The following is an 18,020-nucleotide window of genomic DNA, read 5'->3' as shown; positions in this document are numbered from 1 at the left end:
GCCAAGACCGCGCGCTGAACGCTTCAGCGCGCGGAACTATTCGGCGAAGGGTCAGGGGGTAGGGATGATCCCTGCCCGATTGGTCAGGTCGAACGACTGCCAGAGCAGCTGCACCGTGGGCAGCAGCTGACTGATGATGCGGTTCCAACGTGTGAGGTTGTGCGCCGACACGTACACCACGTCGTGCGGCTTCAGCTGGAACTGCACCGCGAGCAGCATGGCGTCCGCCGAGGAGGCGTCGAGCTTGTAGACGGTGGGACGCTGGAAGTCGCCGCGGATGACGTAGACCTTGCCCGGGTTGGAGGTGACGGGGTCGAAGCCCTCGGTGTCCCCGATGGCCTCCGCCAGTGACATCCGCCCCTTCACCATCAGGCGCGAGGAGGGACGGCGCACCTCGCCCAGCACGAAGATCTTGTTCCGGCTGCGGTCCGGCACGAACAGGATGTCCCCGTCCTTGAGCAGCCAGTTCTGCGACGTCGCGCCCTGCTCGTTGGTGGCCTGCAGGTTGAGCGTGTAGGTCTTCCCGTCGCGCGAGAGCACCACGTTGGAGAGGTCCGCCTCGGGAGTGGGCCCGCGCGCCTGCGCCAGCGCATCCAGGGCGCGCATCGGCACGTCCGTGATGGGCAGGGTGCTCGGAGCCACCACGTCGCCGGTGACCTGGACCTTGTAGCCCCGGAACGCGGCCACCCTCACGTCCAGCTGCGGCTTCTGCAGCACCTTTCCGAGCCGCTCGGTGAGCAGCGTGCGCAGCTCCGGCAGCGTCTTGCCGGCCACCTGCACCACGCCGACGTAGGGATAGAAGAGCGAGCCGTCCGCATTCACCGGGTGCCCGGTGGCCTCGGCAGGGCGGAACTCGCCCGCCGGGATGGTCAGCTCGGGATGGTCCCACACGGTGACGCTGAGCACGTCGCGGGGGGCGACGTGGTACTCGTAGGTCGCTGCGAGGTTGCCCAGCGGATCCGGGTTGGGCACGAGCTGCTGCTGGCGCTCGCGCAGCTGCTGGGCCAGCACCGCAGGGGTGATGGGCACCAGCGTGACGTTGGGCTCCGCCCCCTCGCGCTCGTCCTGCGTGCGCTCCCGCAAGGCCGTCTCGTCCATGCGCATGCCGGGGCCGAGCGCGCAGCTCGAGCAGAGCAGGAGCACCCCCAGCAGGAACTTCAGGTTCGCCACGTTCTCCGACTCCCTCGAGTTGCAGCACCCCGGGCGCAAGAAACCACCCGGGCGCGAAATCGTTGCCTCTGCAACAGGCGGCGCGTTCTCTCGCAGGCGGGCGCCAGGTTCAAGGAAGAACCGTTGATCGGGACTTGCCTGCCTCCCCAGCAACGGTTACCTGCAACCACCTGATTTCACGGGGAGCCAATTCGGGGCTTGCTCGATTGCCCGGGCTATACAGCACCCCGGCGGATGCGGTACCAGCGTCGCCCCATGAACATTTCCGTCATCGGCAGCGGCTACGTCGGCCTGGTCGCAGGCACTTGCTTCGCGGACTCGGGCAACGACGTGACCTGCGTCGACATCAACCCGCAGAAGATCGAGAACCTGAAGCAGGGCAAGCTGCCCATCTACGAGCCGGGCCTCGAGGAGCTCGTCGAGCGCAACGCGCGCGAGGGCCGCCTCTCCTTCACCACGGACCTCGCCGCGGCGGTGAAGCGCTCGCAGGTGGTGTTCATCGCCGTGGGCACGCCCGAGGGCGAGAACGGGGATGCGGACCTCCAGTACGTCCTCGCCGCCGCCGAGCAGATCGGCAAGGCGATGGGCCAGTACACGGTCGTGGTGAACAAGAGCACCGTGCCGGTGGGCACTGCCCAGAAGGTGCGCGACGTGCTCGCGCGCACGACGAAGCACCCCTTCGACGTGGTCTCCAACCCCGAGTTCCTCAAGGAGGGGGCGGCGCTCGAGGACTTCATGAAGCCGGACCGCGTGGTCATCGGCTCGGACAGCGAGCGCGCGCGCGCCCTCATGGGCGAGCTCTACGCGCCCTTCGTGCGCACCGAGAACCCCATCCTCTACATGGACCCGCCCTCGGCGGAGCTGACCAAGTACGCGGCCAACTCGATGCTCGCGACCCGCATCTCGTTCATGAACGACATCGCGGCGCTCTGCGAGAAGGTGGGCGCGGACGTGGACCTGGTGCGCAAGGGCATGGGCTCGGACAAGCGCATCGGCTACCCCTTCCTCTTCCCGGGCGTGGGCTACGGCGGCAGCTGCTTCCCCAAGGACGTGAAGGCGCTGGTCTCGACCGCGCGCGACTACGGCATCGAGTTCGATCTGCTGCGCGCGGTGGAGCGCACCAACGAGCGCCAGAAGCGGCTGCTGCTGGCCAAGGCCACGAAGCACTTCGGCTCGCTCGCGGGGCTGCAGGTGGGCGTGTGGGGGCTCGCGTTCAAGCCCAAGACGGACGACATGCGCGAGGCGCCGGCCCTCGAGATCATCGAGGGGCTGCTGGGCAAGGGCGCCCGGGTGGCCGCGCACGACCCCGTGGCGCAGGAGGTGGCCCACCGCAGCTTCGGGGACCGCATCCGCTACGCGGCCAATCCCTACGCCGCCGCCGAGGGGGCCGATGCCCTCTTCGTGGTCACCGAGTGGAACGAGTTCCGCCACCCGGACTTCGACCGCCTCAAGAGCCTGATGCGCAAGCCGGTCATCTTCGACGGCCGCAACGTCTTCGATCCGGAGAAGATGCGCGAGCGTGGCTTCACCTACTTCGGCATCGGCCGTCGCTAGGCGCGTGCACCACTCCCTGCGCTCAGCGTGCGTCGCCCTCGCGCTCGTGCTGAGCACCGGGGCCTCGGGAGCCAATGCTCCGGGGGCCTCGGCGCTCCTCGAGCCCTCGCACTGGGCCGTGCAGGCCGTTCAGCGCCTGCATGACCTGGGGCTCGTGGACGGCTACCTGCCCGCGCAGAGCGCGGTGCCCCGGGCCGTCGTGCGCGCCGCGCTCGAGCAGGCGCTGGCGCAGGCCCCCGAGCGGGTCCCCCAGGCGGCAGAGCAGGCCCGGGGCTACCTCGCGCGCTTCGATGCGGAGTTCCAGCCGCACGCCGTTCCGGGAGCAGCCGCAGTCGTGCTGCAGCAGGCGACGGGCTCCCTGGGGTATCGCGCGGCGGATGCGCGCTACGGCGTGGCCGTGCCCCAGCCCCGGCCCGCGTTCATGGCGCCCGTAGACCCGGGCCCTCCTCTTTCCCTGAGCGCGGGCCTCGCCGCGAACGTCACCTCCTACCTGGGGCTCGCGGCCGCGCCGGAGCTCGACGTGGGGGCGCTGAGGCTGCCTCGCTGGGAGGCGGTGGTGGCACTCAACCCCGTGTCCCTCTCCTTCGGGCGCGGCACCGTGGGGTACGGGCTGCAGGGAGAGCGCGGGTTCGTCGTCGCCGGCGGCCAGACCTTCGATCGCCTCGAGCTCGCGACGACGCGGCCACTCTCGCTTCCAGGCTTCCTGCGCTACCTGGGGCCGGTGGCCTTCGAGGGCTTCGTCAGCCGCCTCACCGAGGCGCGGCACGCGGGGGACCCTTTCTTCTGGGGAGGCAACCTCCGGCTCCAGCCGCACCCGCGCTTCACGCTGAGCCTGCAGCGGGCGGTCATCGTCGGGGGAGGCCGCGTCGATCAGGGCACGCAGCTCAACCAGGTCTTCAAGATGCTGTTCGGGACGAAGAACCAGCCCGAGAACAACGTGGCCGGGCTGAGCCTGCGCTGGCGCCTGCCGACGGAGACCCTGCTGCCCCTGACGACCTACGCGGAGTGGGGGATGGACGACCTGGGGGGAGAGCTCGAGGCCCCGGGGCTGCTCTTCGGCGTGCGCACCCCGATGCTTCCCGGTGCGCCCCGGGTCTCGCTCGGCGCCGAGTTCGCCTTCATCGGAGCGCTCTGCTGTGCCGTGGAGCGCCCCAGCTGGTACCTGCACTTCAACCACGTGGGCGGCTGGGTGATGCAGGACGCTCCCATCGGCCATCCGCTGGGAGGCGATGGTCGCGAGTACCGGGTCTACGCTTCTGCGGATCTGCTGGAGGCGCGCCTGCGCATCGAAGGGGACGCGCTCCTCCGCCAGCGCTTCTCCCAGAACCTCTACGCACCCCAGCGGGACGGGACGAGCGTCGGCGTGTCCTCGCGCATCTCGTGGCGCGTCACGGAGCGCGGGGAGCTCGGGCTCAGCCTCTCGGAGGAGCGGGGCAACGCCTGGCGCGAGGGCACCGTGCAGGGGCGTGCGGCGCTCTTCTTCTGAGCCCCGCGCGGCGATTGGCTACTTTGGCGGCCGGTCCAGCGACATCGCCGCCGTGCACACGTTCCCCATGAAGTAGATGCCCCAGGAGCGGTGCACGTCCGGGGTGTCGCAGTCGAGCAGGTCTACGCCGTGGTCCACCTGCGCGTAGAGCCAGAGGTCGCCGCCCACGAGCGAGCGCTCCTTCGCACAGGGGACGCCCACGTTGTCGAGGAACCACTGCTGGTCGTGGCCCACCACCTCGCTCGGGCCCTCGATGCCCTGCGCGAAGCTCTGGATGGGCCCGCAGCCCACCGCCGCGGTGAGGAGAAGCGCCCCGACTGCCACACCCCAATGACGAAACGCTTCGACCATCGTCCGCCCCCGGCCTGACTCCGGGCAGGGTGGGGTGCGGTCGGCCGCGCGGCATCGATCTCGCGCACCAGGTCAGTGCACGCCAAAAGACGAAGGGCCCGGAACCTTTCGGCTCCGGGCCCTTCTTTTTCAGCGAGGAGTACGGGACTTGAACCCGTGGCCTCCGGCGTGACAGGCCGGCGTTCTAACCAACTGAACTAACTCCCCAAGACTTCACAACGTGTTGATGGGCGGAACAGGGATTGAACCTGTGACCATCGCCTTGTAAGGGCGCCGCTCTACCGCTGAGCTATCCGCCCTGAGCCGCCGTGACCAACGAGGCGCCTTCTACAGAGGGGCTCCGGACCTGTCAAGCACGCGCGAACCGGGCCCCGAACTTTCCTTCCGCGTGCAGGTCTTTGCCACTTTGCGCACGCGCGGCTTCGGGTACAAGCAGCGGCGCTCGCGCTCCTCGTGTCACCTGAAAGGGGAGCAGGTGAGCGTGACGCACGGTGTGGGAAAGCCGATTCCCTCACCCCGGCCCCTTCCCATAGGGAGAGGGTACTCAGCCCTCCCGGAGAGCCCACTTCGTGAACGACCGACTCCTGCGCGCCGCCCGCCGCCAGCCCACCGACACCACCCCCGTGTGGCTGATGCGCCAGGCCGGGCGCTACCTGCCCGAGTACCGCGCCATCCGCGGCACCATCGCCTTCCTGGACCTGTGCAAGAACCCGGACCTCGCCGCCGAGGTCACGGTGCAGCCCGTCACCCGGCTCGGCGTGGACGCGGCCATCATCTTCTCGGACATCCTCATCCCGGTGGAGGCCATGGGCATCCACCTGGAGCTCGGGGACAAGGGGCCGCACTTCCCCAACCCCGTGCGCACCGCGGCGGACATCGAGCGGCTGCGGGTGCCGGACCCGGTGGAGGGGACCGGCTTCGTGGCCGAGGCCATCCGCCGCACGCGCAAGGCGCTCAACGACTCCGTGCCGGTCATCGGCTTCGCGGGCGCGCCCTTCACGCTCGCGGCGTACATGGTCGAGGGCGGCGGCTCCAAGAGCTACATCGTCATCAAGCGCCTGCTCTTCGAGCAGCCGAAGCTCGCGCACCAGCTCTTCCAGAAGCTCACCGACACGCTCATCCCCTACCTCAGGATGCAGGTGGAGGCGGGCGCCAAGGTGGTGCAGATCTTCGACTCCTGGGGCGGCGAGCTCAGCCCCTTCGACTTCGAGCGCTTCAGCCTCCCGTACCTCACGCGCATGGTGAAGGAGCTGCAGGCCACCGGGGTCCCGGTCATCGTGTTCGGGACCTCCATGTCCACGCACCTCGAGCTGCTCAAGCGCACCGGGGCGGACGTCATCGGGCTCGACTGGCGCATCCAGGCGGACGTGGGCCGGCGCATCCTCGGGCCGGACGTGGCGGTGCAGGGCAACCTGGACCCGCTGCACCTCTTCCTGCCGCGCGAGGAGCTCGAGGCGCGCGTGCGCGACATCCTCACCCGCGCGGGCAACGTGGGGCACATCTTCAACCTCGGCCACGGCATCCTGCCGCCCAGCGATCCGGAGGCCGCGAAGTTCGTGGTCGACTGCGTGCACCGCATCGGCGCGGAGCTGCGCGCGAAGTAGGGGAGGGCAGGGCAGATGGAGCGGCTCGACAACGTCATCCAGCCCTATGCGTGGGGCTCGCGCACGGCGATCGCCGAGCTGCAGGGCCGCCCCAGCCCCTCGGCGGGGCCCGAGGCGGAGCTGTGGCTCGGGGCCCACCCCGGGGCGCCCTCGCGCGTGTCGAGCGGCTCGCTGCTCGAGCACATCCGCGCCGCACCCGAGCGGGTGCTGGGAGCGCCGGTGGTGCAGCGCTTCGGAGAGGGGCTGCCCTTCCTGCTCAAGGTGCTCGCCGCGGACACGCCGCTCTCGCTGCAGGCGCACCCCAGCCTCGAGCAGGCGCGCGAGGGGCACGCGCGCGAGGACGCGCTCGGCGTGGCGCGCACCGCCGCGCACCGCAACTACAAGGACAGCAACCACAAGCCCGAGCTCATCTGCGCGCTCACCCCCTTCGACGCGCTGTGCGGCTTCCGGCGCGTGGAGGACACGCTCGCGCTGTTCGCCGCGCTCGGGGCCCAGCGCCTGGAGCCGCTGCTCGCGCCCTTGCGCGCCTCGCCGGATGCGCGGGGGCTCGCGCGCACCTTCGAGGCGCTGATGACGCTGCCCGCGCAGGCGCGCGGTGAGGCGGTGGCCGCGGCAGTGGAGGGCTGCGCGCGGCTCGCGGCCTCGGGCGGCCGCTTCGGGGCCGAGGCCCGCTGGGCGCTGCGGCTCGCCGAGCTCTATCCGGGAGACCCGGGCGTCATCGGCGCGCTGCTGCTCAACCTCCTGCACCTGCAGCCCGGTGAGGCCATCTACCTTCCCGCGGGCAACCTGCACGCGTACCTGCAGGGCGTGGGCGTGGAGATCATGGCCAACTCCGACAACGTGCTGCGCGGCGGCTGCACGCCCAAGCACGTGGACGTGCCGGAGCTCTTGCGCGTGCTGGACTTCCGCGCGGGGCCGGTGGCGCCGCTGCGGGCCACGTCCGACGGCGTGGGCGAGGAGGTGTTCGAGACGCCGGCGCCGGAGTTCCGCCTCTCGCGCCTGCAGCTGCGGCCGGGTGCGCGGGTGAGCCCGGCGCGGCGCGGGCCGGAGATCCTCCTGTGCACGGAGGGGGAGGTGCGCGTCTCGCTCGCGGGGCAGCAGCTCGCGCTCTCGCGCGGCGAGTCTGCCTTCGTGGCGGCGGACGAGGGCGCGTACTCGCTCGAGGGCCAGGGCGTGCTCTTCCGGTCCACGGTGGGCGAGCTGTAATCCCTCACCCCGACCCTCCCCCAGGGGAGCGCGGGCGTTGACGCGGTGCGGCGACGTGCTTAGAACCTCCCGTCACCCCGCAGTCGGGAGAGGCTTGATGGCACGCGAGAACACTCAGGGCCGCCGCAGGGTGGCCATCGTCCGCGGCTTGCGGACGCCCTTCGTGAAGGCGGGCAGCGCCTTCGCGCAGCTCACGGCGCTGGACCTGGGGCGCATCGTGGTCCAGGAGCTGGTGCAGCGGGCGGACCTGGATCCGCAGGAGATCGACCAGGTCGTCTTCGGCCAGGTCATCCCCACCCTGACCGCGCCCTCCATCGCGCGCGAGGTGGTGCTCGCGGCGGGGCTGCCCAAGCGCATCGAGGCCTTCACGGTGGCGCGCGCCTGCGCCACCTCCATCACCGCGATGACCTCGGCGGCGCAGGCGATTGCGCTCGGGGACGTGGACGTGGCGCTGGCCGGCGGGACCGAGGCCATGTCGGACGCGCCCATCTTCACCAGCCGCCCGCTCGCGCACGCGCTGGTGGCGGCCTCCCGGGCGCGCAGCCTCCCGGAGAAGCTCAAGCCCTTCCGCAAGCTGCAGGGCAAGGACCTGCTCCCGGTTCCGCCGGCCATCGCCGAGTACTCCACCGGCCTCACCATGGGGGAGAGCGCCGAGAAGATGGCGAAGGAGAACGGCATCAGCCGCGCCGAGCAGGACGCCATCGCGCTCGCGAGCCACCACAACGCGGCGCGCGCCTGGCGCGAGGGCCGCTTCGCCGACGAGGTGATGCCCGTAGTGGTGCCGCCCGCCTTCGACCAGGTCACCGAGAAGGACAACATCGTGCGCGGGGACACCAGCCTCGAGGCGCTGGGCGCGCTCAAGCCGGTGTTCGACCGCAAGTACGGCACCATCACCGCCGGCAACGCGAGCCCGCTCACCGACGGCGCCGCGGCGCTGCTGCTGATGAGCGAGGAGCGCGCGAAGGCGCTGGGCTACGAGCCGCTCGGCTTCCTGCGCTCCTACGCCTACGCCGCCACCGACCCCGGCGACCAGCTGCTGCAGGGCCCGGTGTACGCGGTGCCCACGGCGCTCGAGCGCGCGGGGATGACGCTCGGGGACCTGGACCTGATCGAGATGCACGAGGCCTTCGCCGCGCAGGTGGCGAGCAACCTCCAGGCGCTCGCCTCGCCCGCGTTCGCGACGAAGGCGGGTTGGAGCAAGCCGGTGGGCGAGGTGGACCGCACGCGCCTCAACGTGAACGGCGGCTCCATCGCGCTGGGCCACCCCTTCGGCGCCACGGGCGCGCGCATCGTGACCCAGGCGCTCCGCGAGCTGGAGCGGCAGGACAAGAACACCGTGATGTGCACCGTCTGTGCTGCCGGCGGCCTGGGCGCCGTCGTGATCCTGGAGCGTGCGTGATGGCGGCCCCGGCGGACTTCCAGTACGCGGTGGAGGACGGCGTGGCCGTCATCACCCTGGACCAGCGCGAGAGCCCCGTGAACACGCTCTCACCCGAGACGGGCGAGGCCTTCGCCCAGCTGCTCACCCGCGCGATGGAGGACGCGGCCGTGCGCGCCGTGGTCTTCACCTCCGGCAAGAAGGACGGCTTCGTCGCGGGCGCGAAGGTGGACTACCTGCAGACCCTCACCACGGCGGCCGAGGCGGAAGCCGTGTCGCGCCGGGCGCAGGAGGGCTTCGAACAGCTCGAGGCGGCCGCGAGGACGAAGCCCGTGGTCGCGGCCATCCACGGCGCGGCGCTGGGCGGCGGGCTCGAGTGGGCGCTCGCCTGCAGCTACCGCATCGCCACCGACAGCCCGAAGACGCAGCTGGGCCTGCCCGAGGTGCAGCTGGGGCTCTTGCCCGGCGCGGGCGGCACGCAGCGGCTGCCCGCGCTCACCGGCGCGCAGGCGGCCCTGGATCTCATCCTCGCCGGCAAGACGGTGAAGGCGCAGAAGGCGAAGAAGCTGGGCATCGTGGACGAGGTGGTGCCCGCGCCCATCCTGCGCGCGGTGGCCCTGCAGCGCGCGCGAGAGCTCGCGGACGGCACGCGCGTGCCCGAGCGCGGGACCGCCCCGGCGAAGGACTTCGGCGCGCGCCTGCGGGAGCTCGCGCTCGAGGACAACCCGGTGGGCCGCCGCGTGCTCTTCGAGCAGGCGAAGAAGCAGGTGCTCCAGAAGACCCGCGGCAAGTACCCCGCGCCGCTCAAGGCGCTGGAGGCCGTGCGCGTGGGCCTGGAGTCGGGGCGCGAGAAGGGGCTCGCCGCCGAGGCGCGGCTCTTCGGCGAGCTGGTGGTCTCGGACGTCTCGCGCCGGCTGGTGGAGGTGTTCTTCGCCACCACCGCGCTCAAGAAGGAGAACGGCACGAAGAACCCCGAGGCGAAGGCGCGCGAGGTGAAGCGCGTGGCGGTGCTCGGCGGCGGCCTCATGGGCGGCGGCATCGCGTACGTGGCGAGCGCAGTGCAGGGCGTGCCGGTGCGCGTGAAGGACAAGGACCTCGCCGGCGCGGGGCGTGCGCTCAAGCAGGTGCAGGGCGTGCTGGACGAGCGCGTGAAGCGCCGCTCGCTCACGTGGCGCGAGGCCGCGGCGAAGAGCTCGCTGGTCACGGCGGGCACCGACTACGCGGGCTTCAAGGGCGCGGACCTGGTCATCGAGGCGGTGTTCGAGGACCTCGCGCTCAAGCACCGGGTCATCGCCGAGACCGAGGCGGTAACGCGCGAGGACTGCATCTTCGCCTCCAACACCTCGAGCCTGCCCATCACCGAGCTGGCGAAGGGGGCGAAGCGGCCGCAGAACGTGATCGGGATGCACTACTTCAGCCCGGTCCACAAGATGCCGCTGCTGGAGATCATCACCCACGCGGGCACCGCGGACTGGGTGACGGCCACCTGCGTGGAGGTGGGGCGGCGCCAGGGCAAGACGGTCATCGTGGTGAACGACGGCGTGGGCTTCTACACCTCGCGCATCCTCGCCCCGTACATGAACGAGGCGGCGTACCTGCTCGCCGAGGGCGCGGACATCCGCGAGCTGGACCGGGCGCTCACGGACTTCGGCTTCCCGGTGGGCCCCATCACGCTGCTGGACGAGGTGGGCATCGACGTGGCCCACAAGGTCGGCCCCATCATGCAGGCCGCCTTCGGCGAGCGCCTCGCGGCGCCGAGCGGGCTGGACGCCGTGGTGAAGGACGGGCGGCTGGGGCGCAAGAACGGCCGCGGCTTCTACCTCTACGGCGGCAAGGGCAAGAAGAAGGAGGTGGACCCGTCCGTGTACGCGCTGCTGCCGCACGGTGAGAAGCGGGTGCAGCTGGACCGCCAGGAGATGGCCGAGCGCTGCAGCCTGCAGATGGTCAACGAGGCCATCCGCTGCCTCGGCGAGGGCGTGCTGCGCAGCGCGCGCGACGGCGACGTGGGGGCCATCTTCGGCCTCGGCTTCCCGCCCTTCCTCGGCGGGCCCTTCCGCTACGCGGACAGCTTCGGCGCCGACAAGCTGCTGCAGCGCCTCGAGCACCTGCAGGAGAAGCACGGAGTGCGCTTCACCCCGGCGCCGCTGCTCGTGGAGCTCGCGCGCGCCGGGGGTCGTTTCTACCCGGCGGGTGAGGGCTGACCGCGCGCGGCTCGGGCTGCGCAGGCCTTCCTCTCCGGAAGCCCTGCGCTCCCGGACGCTCGTTGGCGTCCCTCGCTTCGCAGGGGCTCTCCGCGTAGAGCGGGCCCGACTTGACTCGCCGGTCGAACATGGACGATTCAGCCAGACGTGAAACGTTCTCCGCTGTACGTCGTGGCGCTAGCGGTTCTGGCGGCGACCCTGGGCTGTGCAGTTGCGGCAGGTGTGATGGCGGCGCGCCGGCAGCTGCTGGGCGGGGCGCCGCTGCCGGGCCCCATCGACGCGGTGCTGGACGGCTGGGCGGGCTGGGACTCCAACTGGTACCTGCGCATCGCGCGCGAGGGCTACTTCTTCCACCCGGGCGAGCAGAGCTCGGTGGCCTTCTTCCCGCTCTACCCGCTGACGCTGCGCGCGGTCTCGGCGCTGGGGCTCGCGCCCATCGTGGCCGGGGCGCTCATCAGCCTCGCTTCGGGCGTGGGCGCGGTGCTCGTCTTCACGCGCTGGGCGCAGACGCGCACCTCGCCCGAGGCGGCGCGTGACGCGGGGCTCTTCTACGCCTTCTACCCCTTCGCCTTCTTCCTCTATGGGGTGGTGTACGGCGACGCGCTGTTCCTGCTGCTGGTGGTGAGCGCCTTCCTGCTGCTCGAGCGCGGGCAGCTGCTGCTCGCGGTGCTGGTGGCGGCGCTCGCCACGGCGGCGCGGCCCGTGGCGCCCGCGCTGGTGCTGGGGCTGCTCGCGCGGCGGCTCGAGTGGAAGCGCGAGCGCGGAGAGCGCTGGAGCCTCGTGGACGCGCTGCCGCTCTTCGCCGCCACCGGCTTCCTGCTCTACGTGCTCTACCAGGCGCGCGCCTTCGGCGAGCCCTTCGCCTTCGTGGAGACGCAAGGGGCCCCCGGCTGGGAGCAGGCGCCCGGCTGGCACACTTGGCTCAAGGTGGTGTGGTTCCAGCGCATGTTCCCGCCGCACTCGGCCGGCATCGCGGTGCGCCAGCTCGCGCACGCGGGCGTCACGCTGGGGGCGCTCGCGCTGGTGATCCCCACGGTGAAGCGGCTGGGCTGGGGCTACGGGCTGTACGCGCTCGCGGTGGTGGGGCTGCCCGCGCTCTCGAGCAAGGACTTCATGGGCATGGGGCGCTACCTGCTCGCCGCCTTCCCGCTCTTCCTCACGCTGGCGCTGCTCGTGCGCGAGCGGCCGCGGCTGCGCGTGCCCCTGCTCGCCGCGTGCGCCGTGCTGCTCGTCTTCCTCGCAGGCGCCTTCGGCGCGGACGTGTACGTGTCATGAACGCTCGTCTCCAGCAGGCCGTGTCGCTGTACCGCGCGCTCCCGTGGCGCGAGCGCTTCCACGTGGAGGCCCGGGCGAGCAGCGCGCCGCTCGCCTCGCTCGTGGCGCGCACCCCCGCGGGCCGCGTGGCGGACGTGGGCTGTGGGCACGGGCTGCTCTCGGCCCTGCTCGCGCAGGACTCGGCGCGCCGCCAGGTGGTGGGCGTGGACCCGGACTCGCGCAAGATCCACTGGGCGCGCCAGGCCGCCGGCGCGCTGCCCAACGTGAGCCTGCGCGAGGGGCGCATCGAGGACCTGCTGCCCGCGGAGGAGGGGCGCTTCGACGCCGTGGTGGTCGCGGACGTGCTCTACCTGCTGCCGGAGGAGGCGGCGCGCAGCTTCCTCGCCGCCGCCTTCCGCCTCCTCAAGCCCGGCGGCCGCCTGCTGCTCAACGAGGCCGAGGCGGACGGGGGCTGGCGCGCGCTCAAGTGGCGCGCGCAGGAGTGGGTGATGGTGCAGGCGCTGCGCCGCACCCAGGGCAGCGGCGCGCTGGGACTGCTGCCGCGCGAGGAGCAGGTGGCGCGCCTCATCGCAGCGGGCTTCCGGGTGGAAGAGGTGCGCAGCCTCGCGCGCGGCTACAGCTCGCCGCACGTGCTGTTCAACGCCCAGCGCCCTGCCTGAGGGCGAGCGCCGGCCTCCCGCGTGACGCGCGCGCGGCCGGGCGCTAGGGTCCGGGGCCTCGCGCCGCGCCGGAGCGGCGGTCGCCCGAGCGGCGGAGCGACGGAAAGAGGAGGACTGCGGAATGGGGCAGGTGGGGTGGCGCGTGGCAGCGGCGCTCGCGGGGCTCACGCTCGCCAGCTGCGGCTGCTCGAGCGTGGGCTGCACCGACGAGGTGCAGGTGCAGGTGGTGGACGCGGCCGGCAACCCCGCGCCCGCCTTCTTCGGCCAGGCCTACTTCGGCACGGTGACCATCCCCTTCCTGTGCGACGAGGCGCTGGAGCCGGGGCCGGGCTTCCTCTGCACCGCGCCGGGCGAGGTGCGCTTCTACGGGGTGAGGCCGGTGGCGTTCGCCGTCTCGCTGCAGGCGCCGGACGGTCCGCCCACGACGCAGACGCTGCGGCCCTCCCCCGAGGACAGCGAGCCCAACGGCGAGCGCTGCGGGGCGGGCTGCCAGCTCGCGCGCGTCAGCGTGCAGCTGCCGTAGGGCCTTCGCGCGGGAAGAGCGCGCCGTAGCTCGTCAGCGCGATGCCGCGGGAGGCGAGCAGCGCGCGCACCCGCGGGCTGGTGAGCGCCGCGAGCTCCGCCTCCCAGCCGTAGCGCCAGGTGGGGTCCTCGGGCACCTGCACCTCGCGCGAGCCCGGGTGGCAGCCCAGCTCCCAGTCGCCCTCGGGCAGCCGCTCGAGCACGCCGAGCAGGGCGGGCTCGGTGAGCCTTCCCGCCTCGAAGAGCCCCACCGCGCGCAGCCGCGCGACGTCCGCGGGCAGCGCCCGGGCGAGCCCCGAGAGCAGCGCCGTCTTGAGCGCGGGGCCGGGCGCCGCGAGCCAGCGCAGGCGCGGGCGCTCCTGCGGCCAGCGCACCGGGAGGCCCTCGGCGCGCGCGAGCGCGTGCACGGCCGCCGCCACGCCCGGCAGCAGGTGCAGGTGCTGGTGCGCATCCAGGTGGTCCACCTCCGCGCCCAGCGCCCGCGCGCGGGCGAGCTGCGCGGCGAGCTCCAGCGCCACCTCGTCCGTGCGCAGGCTCCCGCGCGCCCACGCCGCGCTCAGCTGCACCCAGCTCGCGCGAAAGCGGCCGCCGGGCGCGAGGCTCGGCACGCGCGCGGGCGGCGCCGCCGGAGCAAGGCGCGTGGTGAGGCACAGGTGCACGCCCAGGGGGAGCCCCTGCGCGCGCGCCCGCTGCACCGCGCCTTCCGCGCTGGGGCCGGTGGCGAGCAGGGTCGCGCTCGTCACCACGCCCTCGCGGTGCGCGCGCAGGATGCCCGCATCGATGTCCGGGTGCAGGCCGAGGTCGTCCGCGTTGACGACGAGGCGCCGGGTGGCCACGCGCGTGCCCGCCCTAGCCGTGGTGCGACTTGGGAGGCTGGCGCGCCGCGGCCGACAGGGGCGTCACGCGCGCGGGCAGGCGCACCGGGTGCTCGGGCATGCCGGGCCGGCGCGTCTCCGGGTACAGCTGCCACAGCTCCTGCAGCATCTTCTTGATCACCGAGGGGCTCGCCAGCGTGCTCACGCCGCGGGTGCGCGGGAAGTAGTCCACGCCCATCTGGAACACGCGGAAGCCCTTGTGGATGGCCTTGGTCACCAGCTCCGCGTCGATGAAGGAGCCCTGGCTCTTGAGCTCCACGGCCTCGAGCACGCGGCGGTGCACGACCTTGAAGCTGAAGTTCACGTCCTTGATCGGGATGTCGAAGAGGTTGCGGATGAGCAGGTTGTAGGCGAACGAGTAGACGATGCGCTTGAAGCCCTCGCTCGTGCGATCGAAGCGGAACGCGCAGATCATGTCCGCCTCCAGGTAGCTCATCAGGTGCAGCGCCCGCTCGAGCTCCTGCAGGTCGAAGGGCAGGTCCATGTCCGAGTACACGACCACGTCCTTCGTCGAGGCGCTGAAGCCGGTGCGCATCGCGCCGCCCAGCTTCAGGTTCTGCGCGTGCGTGATGACCCGCACCTGCGGGTGGCGCGCGGCGAGCGCCTCGGCGAGCTCCTTCGTGCGGTCCGTGCTCGCGTCGTTCACCACGATGATCTCGAAGTCGTCCGTGAGGCGCGGCAGCACCGCGAGCGCGCGCTGCACCGCACGCTCCACGTAGTCCTCCTCGTTCCAAGCCGGAAAGAAAAGGCTGATGCTGGGGGATTTCGACACGGCGGTGACTCCTCGGCGGTGCACGCAGGACGGCGCGGGCAGTGGGTAGCAGAGGGGGGAGTGGGCTGGCAACCGGCTCGCTCTGCTAGGCTCTCGCCCGTGGAACGGGGGAGCACCGCGTGAGCGCAGAGCCAGTCAGCCCGAAGTCGCTGCAGTTGCAGGTCACGGCGTCCGCCACCGTCCTGCCCGGGGCGGTCCTGATCGTCGACGACTCGCGCGCCGCCCAGGAGGGGCTCGCGGCGGTGCTCGCCGGCGCGGGCGTGGGCACCCGCAGCGCGGCGGACGGCGCCGAGGCGCTGCGGCTCGCGAGCGCGGGTGCAGGGGTCGACCTCGTCATCCTGGACCTCGGGCTGCCCGGGATGGACGGGCTGCAGGTCCTGCGCATGCTGCGCGCGAGCGAGCGGCTGCGCCACGTGCCGGTGCTGGTGCTCACGGCGCGCGGGGACCGCGAGACCCGGCTCGCCGCGCTGCGCCTGGGCGCCGACGACTTCCTGCCCAAGCCCTGGGACGCCGAGGCGCTGCTCGCGCGCGTGGAGCGCTGCCTCGAGACGAAGCGGCGCATCGACGCGCTCACCGCCCAGGCGGCCGAGCTGCAGAAGCTCTCCACCACGGACGGGCTGACCCAGGTCCACAACCACCGCCACTTCCAGGAGCGGCTGCGCGAGGAGTTCCGCCGCGCCCAGCGCTACGGCGACCCGCTCTCGCTCATCCTGGTGGACCTGGACCACTTCAAGGCGGTGAACGACCGGCACGGCCACCTCGCCGGAGACCGGGTGCTGCGCGAGGTCTCCGGGGCGCTGCGCCAGAGCGTGCGCGACACGGACCTGCTCGCGCGCTACGGCGGCGAGGAGTTCGCGGTGCTGCTGCCGCACACCTCCGTGGGCGGCTCGCTCACGGTCGCCGAGCGCATCCTGCGCGACGTGGGCGCGCTCGCCGTGGCGCTCGAGGCCGCTGCGCAGCCCGCCGGCGCGCCGGTGCCCCCGCTGCGGGTCACCGCCTCGGTGGGGGTGAGCGCCCTGCCGCACCGCTCCATCGGCAGCGCCGAGCAGCTGTTCCGCGCCGCGGACGAGGCGCTCTACCGCGCCAAGCGCGAGGGGCGAAACCGCGTCTGCCTCGCCTCCCAGGTGAGCCTGCTCGCCGAGCCTCCAGCCAGGGCTGGCTGACCCCCCCGACACGCCGGCCCGGGTCGAAAATGACCTGAAAGCCGACCCTGGGTGCGCGCTGACCCGGTAGCGCCTGTTCCTCAGGTACGGAAACACCCGGTAATTCAACCCCTTGGCATCAAAGGGGGAACCTGCGGAAGTGGCAGGCGGGTTGCAGTTGTTCTGGGCGGACTTCGGAGCGAGGCCCCGCGCGTGAACCCGGCTGCACCCCTGACAGATGCGCCCGTGGCGGCCCCCGGCTCGAGCAAGGGCCGCCTGCTGCTCGTGGACGACGAGGAGAACATCCTCAAGTCCATCCGCCGGGTGCTGCGGCGGGGGGACTGGGTCATCGAGACGGCGCTGGACGCGGAGACGGGCCTCGCGCTGCTCGAGCGCTTCTCGCCCGAGGTGGTCATCTCCGACTTCCGCATGCCCGGCATGAACGGGGTGGACTTCCTCTCCCGGGTGAAGGAGCGCAGCCCCCGCACGCAGCGCATCCTGCTCACCGGGCAGGCGGACCAGCAGGCGATCGAGGAGGCCATCAACTGCTCCGAGATCTTCCGCTTCGTGGCCAAGCCCTGGAGCGACAGCCACCTGGTGCTCACGGTGAAGAGCGCCTTCGAGCAGCACGCGCTGCTCGCCGAGAACGAGCGTCTCTACCGCGTCACCCAGGACCAGAACGAGGCGCTGCACCACCTCAACGCGGACCTGGAGACGCGCGTCGCGCTGCGCACGCACCTGCTCAGCGTGGCCAAGCGCGAGTGGGAGCTGTCCTTCGACTCCATCGAGCAGCCCATGGCGATCGTGCGCGAGAGCGACCGCACGGTGCGCCGCGCGAACCGCGCCTACGCGGCGCTCGCGGGTCGCCCCGTCACCGCGCTGCCCACCGAGGTGCCCTGCCACCAGGCGCTGTTCGGCCGCGAGCGCCCCTGCGAGGGCTGCCCCGTGCCGGCCGTGCGCGCGAGCGGCAAGGGCGAGCGCTCCGAGGTGCAGCACGCCGGGCGCACCTACGCCGTCAGCGCGTACCCCATGCCCAACGGGGACCGCACCGTGTGCACCTACCGCGACATCACCGACGAGCGCGAGATGACGCGCCGCCTGGTGGAGAGCGAGAAGATGGCCGCGGTGGGCCAGCTCGCCGGCGGGGTCGCGCACGAGATCAACAACCCCCTGGGCGGCATCCTCGCCTTCAGCCAGCTGATGAAGCGCGACGCGGGGCGCACCGCCGAGGACATGGAGAGCCTCTCGCTCATCGAGGAGAGCGCGCTGCGCTGCAAGCGCATCGTGGACAGCCTCCTCAAGTTCAGCCGCCGCAGCCGGGACGAGGACCGCCGCCCCTTCGACATCAGCCGCTGCTGCGAGGACGCCACCGTGCTCTTCAAGGCGCAGCTCAAGAGCAACCCCCGCGCGAAGCTGGAGCTGAAGCTCGCCTGCGGCCTGCCCGAGGTCCACGGCGACCCGGGCCAGCTGGGCCAGGTGGTGCTCAACCTGCTGCAGAACGGCCTCTACGCGCTGCCCCGGCAGGAGGGGCAGCTCACGGTCGAGACCGGCCAGGAGCTCGAGCGCGTCTTCGTGCGGGTGACGGACACCGGCAGCGGCATCGACAGCAAGCACCTGCCGCGCATCTTCGAGCCCTCCTTCACCACCAAGCCGCCCGGCGAGGGCACCGGCCTCGGGCTCTCCATCGCGTACCGCATCGTGGAGGACCACGGCGGCACCTTCCAGGTGGAGACGGAGCTCGGCAAGGGCACGCGCTTCACCGTCTACCTCCCCATCCCCCTCAAGGTGTCGACCCTGTCGCCACCTCCCGTATCGCAGGTCTGAA

At 72.2% G+C, this 18,020-nt stretch carries 15 protein-coding genes and 2 tRNA genes; 11 read left to right on the top strand and 6 right to left on the bottom strand.

Annotated elements, in window-relative coordinates:
• Window positions 1-51: 51 nt before the first annotated feature.
• Window positions 52-1,170 (bottom strand): polysaccharide export protein, encoded by a 1,119-nt coding sequence (locus tag FGE12_RS10155; RefSeq protein ID WP_370458944.1) that lies wholly within the window; start codon window positions 1,168-1,170, stop codon window positions 52-54.
• Between the two features lie 255 nt (window positions 1,171-1,425).
• Between FGE12_RS10155 and FGE12_RS10150 the strand changes: the two genes are divergently transcribed.
• Both FGE12_RS10150 and FGE12_RS10145 read left to right on the top strand, forming a co-directional pair.
• Window positions 1,426-2,724, top strand: coding sequence for a UDP-glucose/GDP-mannose dehydrogenase family protein (locus tag FGE12_RS10150; RefSeq protein WP_153866187.1), 1,299 nt, complete (start codon window positions 1,426-1,428; stop codon window positions 2,722-2,724).
• 118 nt (window positions 2,725-2,842) lie between these two features.
• Window positions 2,843-4,210: a capsule assembly Wzi family protein gene (locus FGE12_RS10145; protein ID WP_194797758.1), complete on the top strand. Its 1,368-nt coding sequence runs from the start codon at window positions 2,843-2,845 to the stop codon at window positions 4,208-4,210.
• Between the two features lie 18 nt (window positions 4,211-4,228).
• Here FGE12_RS10145 and FGE12_RS10140 read toward each other — a convergent pair whose 3' ends face one another.
• The 3 genes from FGE12_RS10140 to FGE12_RS10130 form a co-directional block, all read right to left on the bottom strand.
• Complete coding sequence (locus FGE12_RS10140; protein ID WP_153866185.1) at window positions 4,229-4,534, bottom strand: hypothetical protein; 306 nt, start codon at window positions 4,532-4,534, stop codon at window positions 4,229-4,231.
• A gap of 160 nt (window positions 4,535-4,694) precedes the next feature.
• Window positions 4,695-4,768, bottom strand: a tRNA-Asp gene (locus tag FGE12_RS10135).
• 20 nt (window positions 4,769-4,788) lie between these two features.
• Window positions 4,789-4,860 (bottom strand) — tRNA-Val (locus tag FGE12_RS10130).
• A 270-nt stretch (window positions 4,861-5,130) separates the two neighbouring features.
• Between FGE12_RS10130 and hemE the strand changes: the two genes are divergently transcribed.
• The 7 genes from hemE (at window position 5,131) to FGE12_RS10095 (ending at window position 13,407) form a co-directional block, all read left to right on the top strand.
• Window positions 5,131-6,165 (top strand): uroporphyrinogen decarboxylase, encoded by a 1,035-nt coding sequence (hemE, locus tag FGE12_RS10125; protein ID WP_194797757.1) that lies wholly within the window; start codon window positions 5,131-5,133, stop codon window positions 6,163-6,165.
• Between the two features lie 15 nt (window positions 6,166-6,180).
• The gene (gene manA / locus FGE12_RS10120; protein WP_153866184.1) at window positions 6,181-7,371 is read left to right on the top strand and encodes a mannose-6-phosphate isomerase, class I; all 1,191 of its coding nucleotides are present in this window, start codon (window positions 6,181-6,183) and stop codon (window positions 7,369-7,371) included.
• Between the two features lie 97 nt (window positions 7,372-7,468).
• A complete protein-coding gene (gene fadI / locus FGE12_RS10115; protein ID WP_153866183.1) occupies window positions 7,469-8,770 on the top strand; it encodes an acetyl-CoA C-acyltransferase FadI in 1,302 nt (433 codons plus the stop codon).
• The gene (fadJ, locus tag FGE12_RS10110) at window positions 8,770-10,950 is read left to right on the top strand and encodes a fatty acid oxidation complex subunit alpha FadJ (protein ID WP_153866182.1); all 2,181 of its coding nucleotides are present in this window, start codon (window positions 8,770-8,772) and stop codon (window positions 10,948-10,950) included. Before fadI ends, fadJ begins: the two co-directional genes overlap by 1 nt.
• A gap of 225 nt (window positions 10,951-11,175) precedes the next feature.
• Window positions 11,176-12,225 carry a mannosyltransferase family protein gene (locus FGE12_RS10105; protein ID WP_153866181.1) on the top strand — a complete coding sequence of 350 codons (1,050 nt, stop codon included), beginning with the start codon at window positions 11,176-11,178 and terminating at the stop codon, window positions 12,223-12,225.
• Complete coding sequence (locus FGE12_RS10100; protein ID WP_153866180.1) at window positions 12,222-12,884, top strand: class I SAM-dependent methyltransferase; 663 nt, start codon at window positions 12,222-12,224, stop codon at window positions 12,882-12,884. The genes FGE12_RS10105 and FGE12_RS10100 overlap by 4 nt, the downstream gene beginning before the upstream one ends.
• Before the next feature lie 121 nt (window positions 12,885-13,005).
• Window positions 13,006-13,407, top strand: coding sequence for a hypothetical protein (locus tag FGE12_RS10095; RefSeq protein ID WP_153866179.1), 402 nt, complete (start codon window positions 13,006-13,008; stop codon window positions 13,405-13,407).
• Here FGE12_RS10095 and FGE12_RS10090 read toward each other — a convergent pair.
• Together FGE12_RS10090 and FGE12_RS10085 are read right to left on the bottom strand one after the other, a co-directional pair.
• Entirely contained in the window at window positions 13,388-14,242 is an 855-nt protein-coding gene (locus FGE12_RS10090; RefSeq protein ID WP_194797756.1) for a ChbG/HpnK family deacetylase, read from the bottom strand. The genes FGE12_RS10095 and FGE12_RS10090 overlap by 20 nt on opposite strands.
• A 13-nt stretch (window positions 14,243-14,255) precedes the next feature.
• Window positions 14,256-15,053 (bottom strand): glycosyltransferase family 2 protein, encoded by a 798-nt coding sequence (locus tag FGE12_RS10085; protein WP_194797755.1) that lies wholly within the window; start codon window positions 15,051-15,053, stop codon window positions 14,256-14,258.
• Between the two features lie 119 nt (window positions 15,054-15,172).
• Here FGE12_RS10085 and FGE12_RS10080 point away from each other — a divergent pair, with 119 nt between their 5' ends.
• Entirely contained in the window at window positions 15,173-16,216 is a 1,044-nt protein-coding gene (locus FGE12_RS10080; RefSeq protein WP_370458943.1) for a diguanylate cyclase, read from the top strand.
• 192 nt (window positions 16,217-16,408) lie between these two features.
• Window positions 16,409-18,019, top strand: a complete 1,611-nt coding sequence (locus FGE12_RS10075; protein WP_370458942.1) for an ATP-binding protein — start codon at window positions 16,409-16,411, stop codon at window positions 18,017-18,019.
• The last annotated feature ends 1 nt before the right edge of the window (window position 18,020 follow it).

Origin of the sequence: Aggregicoccus sp. 17bor-14 (genome assembly GCF_009659535.1) — a bacterium.
Taxonomy (GTDB): Bacteria; Myxococcota; Myxococcia; order Myxococcales; family Myxococcaceae; genus Aggregicoccus.
Note: the sequence above shows the minus strand (reverse complement) of the source record. Positions and strands in the feature narration are given on the sequence as shown.